13 protein-coding genes are annotated in these 10,780 nt (G+C 44.0%); all 13 read right to left on the bottom strand.

The window, feature by feature from the left end:
- Positions 1 to 33 precede the first annotated feature (33 nt).
- On the bottom strand, positions 34 to 2,397 hold the full coding sequence (locus tag R2K26_RS01830; protein WP_316518467.1) for a LuxR C-terminal-related transcriptional regulator: 2,364 nt from the start codon (positions 2,395 to 2,397) through the stop codon (positions 34 to 36).
- Positions 2,398 to 2,639: 242 nt separating this feature from the next.
- Positions 2,640 to 3,044, bottom strand: coding sequence for a restriction endonuclease (locus tag R2K26_RS01825; RefSeq protein ID WP_316518889.1), 405 nt, complete (start codon positions 3,042 to 3,044; stop codon positions 2,640 to 2,642).
- Between the two features lie 423 nt (positions 3,045 to 3,467).
- Positions 3,468 to 3,947, bottom strand: coding sequence for a methionine--tRNA ligase subunit beta (locus tag R2K26_RS01820; protein ID WP_396897210.1), 480 nt, complete (start codon positions 3,945 to 3,947; stop codon positions 3,468 to 3,470).
- A gap of 268 nt (positions 3,948 to 4,215) precedes the next feature.
- On the bottom strand, positions 4,216 to 5,448 hold the full coding sequence (locus R2K26_RS01815; protein WP_316518465.1) for a tyrosine-type recombinase/integrase: 1,233 nt from the start codon (positions 5,446 to 5,448) through the stop codon (positions 4,216 to 4,218).
- 11 nt (positions 5,449 to 5,459) lie between these two features.
- Complete coding sequence (locus R2K26_RS01810; protein WP_008789357.1) at positions 5,460 to 5,711, bottom strand: excisionase; 252 nt, start codon at positions 5,709 to 5,711, stop codon at positions 5,460 to 5,462.
- 14 nt (positions 5,712 to 5,725) lie between these two features.
- Positions 5,726 to 5,962, bottom strand: coding sequence for an excisionase (locus R2K26_RS01805; RefSeq protein WP_257274652.1), 237 nt, complete (start codon positions 5,960 to 5,962; stop codon positions 5,726 to 5,728).
- Positions 5,943 to 6,173, bottom strand: a complete 231-nt coding sequence (locus tag R2K26_RS01800) for an excisionase (protein ID WP_008789355.1) — start codon at positions 6,171 to 6,173, stop codon at positions 5,943 to 5,945. Before R2K26_RS01800 ends, R2K26_RS01805 begins: the two co-directional genes overlap by 20 nt.
- Before the next feature lie 91 nt (positions 6,174 to 6,264).
- Positions 6,265 to 6,486, bottom strand: coding sequence for an excisionase (locus R2K26_RS01795; RefSeq protein ID WP_002587855.1), 222 nt, complete (start codon positions 6,484 to 6,486; stop codon positions 6,265 to 6,267).
- Positions 6,479 to 7,039, bottom strand: a complete 561-nt coding sequence (locus R2K26_RS01790; RefSeq protein WP_316518460.1) for a type II toxin-antitoxin system PemK/MazF family toxin — start codon at positions 7,037 to 7,039, stop codon at positions 6,479 to 6,481. Before R2K26_RS01790 ends, R2K26_RS01795 begins: the two co-directional genes overlap by 8 nt.
- Before the next feature lie 104 nt (positions 7,040 to 7,143).
- On the bottom strand, positions 7,144 to 7,731 hold the full coding sequence (locus R2K26_RS01785; RefSeq protein WP_316518459.1) for a sigma-70 family RNA polymerase sigma factor: 588 nt from the start codon (positions 7,729 to 7,731) through the stop codon (positions 7,144 to 7,146).
- A 561-nt stretch (positions 7,732 to 8,292) separates the two neighbouring features.
- Positions 8,293 to 9,018, bottom strand: a complete 726-nt coding sequence (locus R2K26_RS01780; protein ID WP_002594700.1) for an ImmA/IrrE family metallo-endopeptidase — start codon at positions 9,016 to 9,018, stop codon at positions 8,293 to 8,295.
- A 130-nt stretch (positions 9,019 to 9,148) separates the two neighbouring features.
- Positions 9,149 to 9,748, bottom strand: coding sequence for a transcriptional repressor LexA (lexA, locus tag R2K26_RS01775; RefSeq protein ID WP_002587849.1), 600 nt, complete (start codon positions 9,746 to 9,748; stop codon positions 9,149 to 9,151).
- A 188-nt stretch (positions 9,749 to 9,936) separates the two neighbouring features.
- The gene (locus R2K26_RS01770; RefSeq protein WP_055215141.1) at positions 9,937 to 10,704 is read right to left on the bottom strand and encodes a zinc ribbon domain-containing protein; all 768 of its coding nucleotides are present in this window, start codon (positions 10,702 to 10,704) and stop codon (positions 9,937 to 9,939) included.
- Between the last annotated feature and the right edge of the window lie 76 nt (positions 10,705 to 10,780).

The following is a 10,780-nucleotide window of genomic DNA, read 5'->3' as shown; positions in this document are numbered from 1 at the left end:
TATATCCAGCCCGTTCAAGCACAGGCACAGCTTTTATAGGTCATCCGGAATGAGCCGCAGCTTTTTCGCGGCGGTCTTGGCCTCCGCCCGGCGCTTCACGTTCAGCTTGTCGAGGATGTGGCTGACGTGGGTCTTCACGGTCGGCAGCTTCACATCCATGATCTGCGCGATCTCGGCGTTGGACTTGTCCGCGCAGAGCAGATGCAGAATTTGCAGCTCCGTGGGCGTCAACTCCTCACCGGGGGCAAGGCGGGGTTCGAGGAAATGCGGGTAGAATGCCGCCTGCTTCCGTACCGCCGCCATTATCTGCTTATACCACTTTTTGTCACCATCCCAGTCCAGTGCCTCCAGCAGCGGCAACACTGCCGTGCCGTATACGCTGACGGTGCGGATGAAGCGGTACTCCGCCGCCGCATCCAGCGCTGCCGTCAATCGCTCGCGCCACCGCTCGTCTTTCTTGCGGTACAGGGCAATGGCAGTCAGGACATTCAAGTGAATGCCGTCGATGATGCGGGCGCAGTTTTGGACATACGGCTCCAGCGGGGCAAGCGTCAGCTGCACCGTGTCCGGCCTGCCGTCCTCCAGCTCCACCATGGCCTGGGTGAGATACTGGTAGCGCCGCATGACGTTCAGGTGCGTCAGCTCCCGCGGGGCTTTTTCCCGATACCACGCGTCCGCCGCGTCAAGGTCGCCGGTGTGCATGTCAATACGGCAGAGCATGGCGTCCATATTGGGCAGAAAGCGTGTCAAACCGCGCTCGGCAAAGTATTCACGGAGCACCTCGATGGTGCGCCGCGCGTCGGCGGGCTGTCCGCTTGCCAGCTGGCTGCGGGCCAGCAGTCCACTGACGGCGAACTCCATGTCCGGCGTGCCGCGGTTGCGGACCTCGTTCAGCTGTGGGAGAAGGGACAGCATCCGACCGGCCACGTCCTCCCCCTTTTCAAACTTGCTCTCGGCGATGGCGCAGTCCGCAAGACCCACGCCGTCCCGCCCCAGCACCGCCTCCACGGGGAGACGGAGGGTTTTGTAGAGCAGGTCGTCCTTTTTGCTCCATGCGGAAAAGTCCTTGCCGCCGTTCATGATGCTGGGCAGCGCGCTTGTGACGGAGAAGGACGGCAGCGTCACTTCCTTGTTCATCAGCAGCCGGAACACAGCGGGAATGGTCTCCGTCAGACCGTTCACGCCCCGCTGGGGGAGAGAAATGTTCAGCCATGCAAGGCGGCTGCGGGCCTGCTTTCCGGCGGCGTCCTGCCTGCCGCAGCGCTCGGCAAATGCTTGCAGCTCGCCGTACCAGCGCTCCGAGCCTGCGTAGTCCATCGCCAGCGCGCAGAGCATGCTCATGCCCTGCATCAGCGAGGGAGAGGCGAGAATTTCCGCCTCCGGCAGGCTGCGGTAGTATTTTTCCATCTCGGCATAGTGACCCATGCCGGGGTGGAGTTCTGCATTGCGCACCAGCAGCTCGGAGACCTTGGCATGGTCGCCGCCCCTGGTATAGCAGTCCAGCGCGCTGGAGAAGTCCTCCTTTAACTCATAGTAAAGCCCGCCGCGGCTGAGTAGCGCGCGGCGCTTTTCCTCGGTATACTCCCGTTCCATCTCCCAGAGGAGAAAAGCTCGGAAACCCGACCAGAAGTGGAAGCGCTGGCAGTCGTCGTAGCGCAGCATAGTGGTGTATCGAAGAAGCCAGTCCAGCCGTTCGCCGGCACGGGGATCGCCGCTGACCATCCGCGCCATTTCCAGGTCAAAGCTTTCAAAGGGAGCCAGCTCCAACAGGAAGCGCCGCACCGGTAGGTCAAAGCGCCGGTAGATGGCGGTCTCAAAGTAGAGGAACACCTCGTGGAACACCCGCGCCACCAGCTCCGGTGTCCACGGCTTGTCTGGGGACATGCACCGCGCCGTGATGGCCACACCCAGCGGATAGCCCACGGATTCTTTCAAAATTCCGTCGATCTCGCTATCTGTTACATTTGCTCCCGAAAGCTGAAACAGTCGCCGCACATCGTCCGCGTCAAAAAGCAGGTCGTCGGCCTCCAGCACCGTCATCAGCCCCGTGTACTGAAACGCCGTCAGGCAGCCGGGCGGCACACCGCGCGAGAGCAGCACGAAATGGCGCTCCGGACTTGAGCGAATCAATTCGCAAAGAGCCTGCTGCCCGGCTTCCTCCTGCATGAGCTGAAGATCGTCAATCAGCAGAATGTCCCAATCCTGCGCTGACGGTGGGATCGCGCAGTCTGGGTCTGCCGCGCTTTGCCGCAGCACATTCCGCCCGCGCAGCAGCGCGTCCGCCAGCACGGTCTTTCCAAAGCCGCAGGGCGCGCTGAAAAAAAGGACTCTGCCATGCGCTATGAAGCTGTCAAACCGTTTCTGAACGGAGGACTTTATGATGATATTTTCGGTCATGTCTTCCCTCCCTTTGATACAGTGCGAGATTGTCATAAGCCTTTTGCCACCTATCTCAAATTATATTATACGCGGCTGTTCTGAAATGTAAATCATCCCAAAGGATGAGACGCGCTGCATAGCAAACGGCTGTGCAGGCCAGCATTTCGTGAGGTGAAAAAGAAATCGCACAGCATCAGGCCAAAATGCCTGCGCTGTGCGATTCGGTGTTTACTTATAAAGTCTTGTCACTTCTTACTGTGTCACAGGAGAATCAAAATTAAAGTCGCGGCGCAATGCGACCTGCCCATGTTCTGTGTGATATTCGTCTTCAACGCGCACAGAGCAATTATATTTCGACAATCGTATAGCATGGAAACGAGTTGAATTAAACGAAGAAAATAAGCTGTATACAATTCATATTTAATAACCAGTCTGATTAAATCATTTCCGTCAATCAATGTTATCGGTGTACCTTCTCTCGCAGCCTCTCTTGCCTTATTGGTAAATCGGCTGTTAGTAATAAATACTCCATAATCGGCTTGATATTTGTTCATCGCACCAAGAAATTGATTGATATCCGGCTCACTCACTGGATTTGAATTAAATCTTTTACACTGAATAACCACTCTGGTTGTTCTAAAATCATCGGCATCTACGTGATATATGTAATCGCTGATTTATTTCTTTTACCAATTCTTTAGGGTCTTCCGTTCGGAATCTTTTTGCAAACTCAATCATTATTTCCTGTCCTTCCTTGCTCATTTGCTCAAACATATCTGCCATCTCTTTTTCTCTCGGTGTCAATCGCATATACATTTCTTGTTTCTTATTCCTCCGATTTTAAGCTCATACAATATCGTATCGTCAGGAACATCTTAACTGTTATCCATCTTCTGTGCAAACATCGGTTTATAACGAAAAAATGGGCAATCCCGATTGGAACTGCCCATATATTTTGAAAATTATGCGATTTTTAAGGCTCTGCACCGTTTCAAGCACCATTTGGTGTAAATTTGGTGTATTTGTGTATTTTCAGAGCTTTTTCACAAATGAAGTACATCCCGTTTTGTAGGGTAAAACGGTACTTCTTAATAGAGCTTTGCACCTGCCGGAATATGGTCATCTACCATAAGGAGATGAAGTTTTTCTTCGCCTTCTTCTTCGTGTACTGCACTCAGAAGCATACCACAAGAGTCAATGCCCATCATTGCTCTTGGAGGAAGATTTGTGATGGCGATAAGTGTCTTACCAACAAGTTCTTCCGGCTCGTAATATGCGTGAATACCGCTTAAAATGGTTCTATCTGTGCCAGTTCCGTCATCAAGAGTGAACTGAAGGAGTTTCTTTGACTTCGGTACTGCAACACACTCTTTAACCTTTACAGCTCTGAAATCAGACTTTGAGAATGTATCAAAATCAACATCTTCTTCAAATAAAGGCTCAACCTTTACCTTAGAAAAATCAATCTTTTCAGGCTTTGAATTTGGTGTAGAAACTTCTTTATCCTTTACACCATTTTCGGATTTTACACCACCGAGGGACTTCATTGTGGGGACGAAATCGTCCACTCACGACTTAATTCCATTTTGTAAATTTTATCGCCTATACATGGGCTTTTATTCAACCTCTTTACACCATTCCCACTTGTTTCGTGAAAGTAAAAATGAGGTTTGGTGTAAAAAATGGTGTAAATGGTGTATAGCCATATTTAGTTTTGGGTTTTATAGCATTGCCATCAGTCTTGTGTATCATTCTACCACTTTCTCGTCATAAAGTAAAGAAAGCACACACCATATCTCTACGGCATATGCTCTCTTTCTGATTTTCTATAACTATTTACTGATTAAATTGTAATTCTAATCCCTCAAACTCTGACTTTCTTAATTCCTTTGTTACATCTGTGTAAATGTTCAATGTCGTGGATACGTCTTTGTGTCCGAGTGCGTCCTGAATAACTTTAACATTTACACCGGCTTCGCACATTCTTGTAGTAAATGTATGTCTAAGGGAATGGCAGCTAAAGTGAGGAAGTAAAACCTCTGGATTTTCACTTTCCAGAAACTGCTTATCATTACAGTTTCGTATAATGCGACAAATTGCTTTATTGAGCGTTGCTTGGTGCTGTGGCTGACCAAAACGATTTACAAAAACAAAATCAGTGTATCCGTCAACCGTAGCTTCACAATGCAGTCCGAGAAGTTCCTGCCTTTCTTTTTCCATAAAAAATGCTTCTTTCACAAATTCAAGCATAGGAACTTGTCGCATACCTGCCGGAGTTTTGGTTGTATTCACGTTGAAATAGCAGCCTTTCTTGCTTCCCTCAGTTCTGTGGTCATAATAAACCAGTGTATGATTCACATCTATAATCCCTTCCTCTAAATCTATGTCACACCACCTAAGTCCAGTTAGTTCGCCAACACGCAACCCTGTTCCAACCATAACTGCAAATATCGGATACCAGTACTGTGCTTCCGGTGTATTCTTCAGATAATCAAGAAAAAGTTCCTGCTCCGGTTTGGTTAATGCCCTGCGTTTTTCATTCTTAAAACAATGTGATTTTTTCAATTCACGCAAAACATTGTCCGTTGGATTACTTCTGATATAATCATCATCTACTGCCATTTCAAAGACCTGATGTAGAACGGTATGTATGCTATCAATCGTTGCGGGTTTCAGATGTCTTTCATCAACAAGACTGTTGTAATATCTTTTTATATCAGTCTTTTTTATAGACATTATGAATTGAGAACCAATCTGATTACGCACGAATGTCTCGTACATATATTTGTAATTCTCAAAAGTATTATTCTTTATTCCACGTTTCAAATCTCTCCAAAGTTCATACATATCGTTAAGTGATGTATAGCGTGCTTCTGCCTTGATACCGTCTTTCTTGTCCTTGTCGATTTCATCTTCCTTATATCTTAAATCATCCAAGTTCCTTGCATAAATACAATGTCTTTTACGGTTCTCATCTGTCCATCGGAATTGATAAGTACCGTCCGGACGTTGCGATTCCCCTTTGCGGAGAACCTTTCTTGATTTATCTTTTCTTTTAGTATTTGCCATTATGTTACCTCCTACAATTCTGTGCTTGAGTCAATAAACTCCTCTAACTTCTCTCGTATAATTAAAAGCCTGTCGCTTCTTGCAATTCTGAAACTGCAATCCTTATCCATCAATAGTGCCTTTAATCTTCGCTCTCCAATACCTGAATAAGCAGCCGCTTCCTCGACCGTAAGACATTTCTTTTCCCAAATTGGTATATCCTCCGGTGGTTGCAATAGCTGTTGCTGATATTCATAAAGTTCAGAACCATCTATTTTGTACATCTACATTCCTCCCCTCAAATAGAACACATCTGGTCTAAATATTCTTCAAATTGTTTGCGTTTAATCAGAGTTCTTTTTCCAATTTTCAATGTAAATTGTTTTGCTTCCGGTTGCTTTGTAAGTTCTCGTATTGTTTCTCTACCAATGCCCGTATATACATACATTTCATCAATAGAAAGTGCTATCTTATGCCACAACGGAACGCTCTCGCTTTTACTGGAAAACCACTCATCATTCAATCTGTTCATCATCTGCACCTCCCTTAAATTCCGATGTCTGAATAAATTTCTCGAATGCTTTTCTCTTGATAAATCTGCGATTACCCATCCACAATACAAATGGGCAGGCATATAGATTTGTTATTTCAATCAGTTTTTTCTCACTGATTCCTGTATAAAAAGACGCTTCTCTTATGGTTAATATAGGTTTATGCTCTAATGGCATTTCTTTTTTGCTTTGCATTTCGTCCTCCTTGTGTTGATGGCATCAGTATATTCATTTTTCTGCGATAAGCCCATTATGCAATCGGACTCATCGCAGATTTGACTTTTTACTATATTGAATACTGCCTTTCGAGGTATTCCTCAAAGGATTTTCTCTTGATTACCCTGCGACTTCCTATCCATATAACAAAAGGACAGTCCTCCGATTCTGACATCTCATATATCTTATTGGCACTTATCCCTGTGTAAATTGAGGTTTCCGTTACCGATAAAACAGGTTTTAACCAAAGCGGGATGTCATAACTTACAATTTCATATCTTTTCTTAGACATTCTGACACCCCTTTTCTCTTGCGTTGCACTGTCTTTCGGTAATCACATAATCCCAACCGGATTGATTGCATTTATCACAATGGTCTTTGACCTTTGCAAACGGGTCAAGGCGACGCACGATATAATCAGGATTGTGAATATAATCTTTCAGGCACTTTGGGCAAAGGCAACGGATATTTTCTTTCTTTTCTTCCTTATAAATCCAAAGTCCGAAAGTCTTTTTAAGCGTTATATTTATTCGCCTTAAAAGCTGCTCATCTTCAATCGTTCCGATGTAATCTCTGAGTTCATCTTTGTTTACTGTCTGAAGTTGCTCCAGTAGAACCATTGACGGCTTCTTGAGTCCAAACTCCTGACCGAGCAGGATATGTGACGGCAGGTATCTTTTCTTGATAACGCCTGTTACAGCAGCCACAATAATTGTTGGTGCGTTTCTGTTATAATCATCTGCCTGAATTACAAGCACCGGTCGTGTTCCGCTTTGTACCGAACCTGTTCGTGTTCCGAAGTCGTAGTAGAATAAATCTCCACGGCAAATTGTTTTTTCTTTCATATGTAAAACCTCACATTTCTAAATATTTTGAAGTGTCATTCGTATCCAGAATGAAATAACCCCTTCACTCATTGCACAAAAGGGTTCATTTTGGACACCCAAAATCAGAGGTTCTCATAAAATTTCTTAAAATTTTTCTTTGCTGCTTCAATAGATTTGCTGACAGAACTGTGATAAGTACCTTCTTCTACGGCTATTTCACGACAGCTCTTTCCCTCAATGACAAACTTATACAATCTTCGTTCCTGAGCTGGTTTCATCATTGAAAGCACTATTCTAACTTTCTCAATTTCACGCAGACGCTGCAATTCTTTCCTCTCTGCAATTTCTTCTGCTTCTCTGAGTTCAAATGGGTCAACAAAGTCCAAGAATGCTTCATTATGGAATTGCTCAAATAAATCATCTTCATAACAAAAGGCATCTAAATGTCTTGCATCTCGCATTTCACATCTATGAGTTTCTCTGTTATCGTCAATAATCACTTTTCCCTGTGCCATAGACAGCAGGACAAATGGAGTGTATCTGCTGATAATATCCGGATATTTATCCCACAGTTCTTCTTCGGTAAGTTCAGTAACAACTGCCCATTTCTCTGTGCCGGTATATCCGTCATATTCATATTTGAGGTTCATAAGTTTACAATCTCTTGCAAAAAGTTCTTCCTGATTATTTAATTTGTTGTTCTTTGTCATTTCCGTAATCTCCTTGAATTTGAATTTTTGAATTGGTTTGAAATCAAAAATTCAGAGATTACGGGTATTTAGCTATCTGGCACTGCCATGCGTTATAAAACATAAAAGTCCTTTCCCAAGTAAGGGAAAAGACCTAATACTGCACGAAGCATAATCGAATAAAACAGCAACAAAAAAAGCACCGTCGAATCTGGACAGCAAAGAATACTTCTATTCTTCACTTATCCGGCTTCGTACGGTGCTTGGTAGTTTAGCAAATAAATTGCTTATCTCCGCTTACTCGATTAGAAATCGTTTCGATATTTACTTGTAATCTTCATCGCCTGCAATTCCTACCATATCCGTTCCTACGGATTCTTCGGAAGTAAGCGAGATTTAAGATGTGGACATTCTTGCATTTCTGACACTTCACACTCAAATGTCCGGTTGCGTCTGAAAAAACTCTCTGTATCCTGAACCCGCAAGTCGGGCAAAGAATATCACGCTCTTTCAGGCTTTCTGCTTCTACTCTTGACAGAAGCAATCTCTTTTGTATTTCAGGTGCTACCTGAGTCTGTAACCTCATTGTGAAACACCTCCCAGATTTAACTCATTGGAAATGTACTCAAGGATATTGTGATACTCAAATAGCCCCATATCTCTCAATCTGATAACCAAGGCTGTATAAGATACTCCGATATAAGCTGCCATTCTGCGGATAACTGCTTTATCCTTTGAAGTAATGGTATTATCGCCATAAACTCTTATCGGATTTGACTGATTATATTTCGCCAAGGCATTTTCAATAATTCTTCTCGGCATTAGAAGCGAAGCTCCCATTGTATCTGCCTGCCACTCAACAGACGCAAACATCTGAGCCAGTTCCTCTTTGGAATAACTACGCTCACTGTCATACTCTGCATGAAAGCGTCCTTCACTCGGCATTGCATACATCTTACTCAAGATATGATGTGACGCTTCGTGTGCCATTGTAAACCTGCGACGTCCCTGCTCCTTTTCAGCAAGAAGAAATTTATCAAGTACGATGGTATCTTTCGGGAAAACAAAGGGAATAATTTTTCCGTCCTGATGTACCAGCAGTGGTGTTGCTCCATCTGCCAGAAAGCCAATCCTGCCTGCATCATCTTCTGCGAAAGAAGCGTATTCAATTCGTAACATAAGAAATTCTGTAATGAAATGTTCTATGTCGATGGATTGAATCACTCGATTGCTAAACTTATTAGCATAAGCTGTTATCAAGCCTTCGCTGATTTCTTCCAACTCGGCTCTTGACATATAAATACTCAAGTTGTGTCCACCTCCGACTCCACCTTGTCCGGCGGTGCAACTCCTCCGGCAAAGTTCTGTTGTATTTCCGCACTATCCAAATTGATTAGATAGCGAATTCCTTCAAGTATTCTCATTCGTCTGTCCTCTGTTATAGTTCTTTGATGATGTGACAAGCCACACCCTGAATGCAGCACTCATCTACAATGATGTCTTTCATCTTCTTATTTTCTGGATGGAGAATGATTTTCTTATTCTCATCATCTCGGAAATAGCGTTTCAATGTATTCTGATTATCCACAAGGGCAACTACTATATCGCCCTCATTGGCTTCTACCTGCTTTTTAACAACCACAAGGTCGCCGTCATCAATCCCTGCTTCAATCATAGACTGACCGCTTGCTCTTAATATAAAGAAATCTCCTTTGCCGAAAATAGCAGTAGGAAGTGATACATATTCTTCAATATTTTCTTCCTCATACTGAGGACTGCCACAAGGAATAGAACCTACAATCGGCGTCTGTGTCTGTTCGCCACTGTACTTACGGGTCACATTGGTACGAATCTCCTGCCCGTCATATTCAATCATATTCTTCTCAGCCATCTCTACCAAGTATTTATATGCTGTACCTCTGGCAATGCCAACAGCTTCCGCAATCTTTGTAGTCGATGGGGATTGTCTGTTTTGCAGGTAATAATCCTCGATATACTTTTTTATCTCACTCATAAGTTCAGGACTCTTGCTTCTCATACCTGCACCTCGCTTTCTTTTTTATCGGAAGCAGTTTGCTTTCGATAGTTTTATTATACCTGATACGAAAATTTTTTCAAGTAGGTTTTTCGCAAAAGAAAAGAGGTGTCGCAAATTGCTAACACCTCAAAATTTCTTTGCTTGCACTGAAATCATTAACTCCAATGGCTTACTATTTTTCTCTATTCTCATCTTTTCTTATACAATACAAGTTCCGGATTCTTACCGTCTTCTTCATAAGTGCAAATAAGAATAAAATCCATATCTGCAACAACGCCGAAACATCTATCGCCGCCGTATTCACATTCAAGCTGATTGCCCAGATATGTCTTTGCCTCATTCAAAAACTTAGCCGCTTGCCCATTCGGAAGCCGGTACTCAAGATTCACATACTTTCCCACAAGGGCATTCAGTTTTTCCACCTTTGGCATTCCGTCAACATTCAATTCGTTAATTTCATTGATTAACTTTTTCTTGAATTCTTCAAACTGACCGTTATCACTAAGCTCATCATATTTCTTCCAGTAATCCAAAGTAGGAAGCAGCTCTTTCATATAAGAACGGGCTTGTTCCTCCGTGAAATTCTCGCTTACCATATTCTTAACACAAACTTCAATCAAATCATCCATATCATTGTAAGTATATGTTCCGTCGGCATAACACCACTTACAATAGTCCTCATTGAAAGAACCATCGTGATTGTGTCCGATAATATCATCATCTTCAAGCGGCATTCCGCAGCATTGACAAATAAGCTTTCTCGGTGAGCCTAAAAGTGTATTTATGGAAACATCGAATACTTTTGACAGCAATTTCAATGTTTCCGTATTCGGAACTGTTTCTCCGTTTTCCCAACGTGAAACTGCCTGACGACTTACAAAAACTTTTTCTGCAAGCTCATCCTGCGACATTCCCTTTTGAGTACGAAGTTCAAGTATGACCTGTTTTGTATCCATTATGCAGTACCTCCCTTACACCTTTATTATAGTCTCACGCATTATCTCAAACAAGCAACTCGCAGTTGCTGTCCTT

This window comes from Neglectibacter sp. CSJ-5, from assembly GCF_032490475.1.
In the GTDB taxonomy this organism is placed as follows: Bacteria; Bacillota; Clostridia; order Oscillospirales; family Acutalibacteraceae; genus Hominenteromicrobium; species Hominenteromicrobium mulieris.
The sequence above is the reverse complement of the archived record's forward strand: the minus strand, read 5'-3'. Positions and strand labels throughout refer to the sequence as shown.

What these genes read in the sequence shown, in the direction of transcription:
- R2K26_RS01810 (WP_008789357.1), bottom strand. Translation starts at nt 5,711, where the DNA reads ATGTACAAAATAGATGGTTCTGAACTTTATGAATATCAGCAACAGCTA.
- R2K26_RS01830 (WP_316518467.1), bottom strand. Translation starts at nt 2,397, where the DNA reads ATGACCGAAAATATCATCATAAAGTCCTCCGTTCAGAAACGGTTTGAC.
- R2K26_RS01790 (WP_316518460.1), bottom strand. Translation starts at nt 7,039, where the DNA reads ATGAAAGAAAAAACAATTTGCCGTGGAGATTTATTCTACTACGACTTC.
- R2K26_RS01800 (WP_008789355.1), bottom strand. Translation starts at nt 6,173, where the DNA reads ATGCAAAGCAAAAAAGAAATGCCATTAGAGCATAAACCTATATTAACC.
- R2K26_RS01805 (WP_257274652.1), bottom strand. Translation starts at nt 5,962, where the DNA reads ATGATGAACAGATTGAATGATGAGTGGTTTTCCAGTAAAAGCGAGAGC.
- R2K26_RS01785 (WP_316518459.1), bottom strand. Translation starts at nt 7,731, where the DNA reads ATGACAAAGAACAACAAATTAAATAATCAGGAAGAACTTTTTGCAAGA.
- R2K26_RS01815 (WP_316518465.1), bottom strand. Translation starts at nt 5,448, where the DNA reads ATGGCAAATACTAAAAGAAAAGATAAATCAAGAAAGGTTCTCCGCAAA.
- lexA (WP_002587849.1), bottom strand. Translation starts at nt 9,748, where the DNA reads ATGAGAAGCAAGAGTCCTGAACTTATGAGTGAGATAAAAAAGTATATC.
- R2K26_RS01770 (WP_055215141.1), bottom strand. Translation starts at nt 10,704, where the DNA reads ATGGATACAAAACAGGTCATACTTGAACTTCGTACTCAAAAGGGAATG.
- R2K26_RS01795 (WP_002587855.1), bottom strand. Translation starts at nt 6,486, where the DNA reads ATGTCTAAGAAAAGATATGAAATTGTAAGTTATGACATCCCGCTTTGG.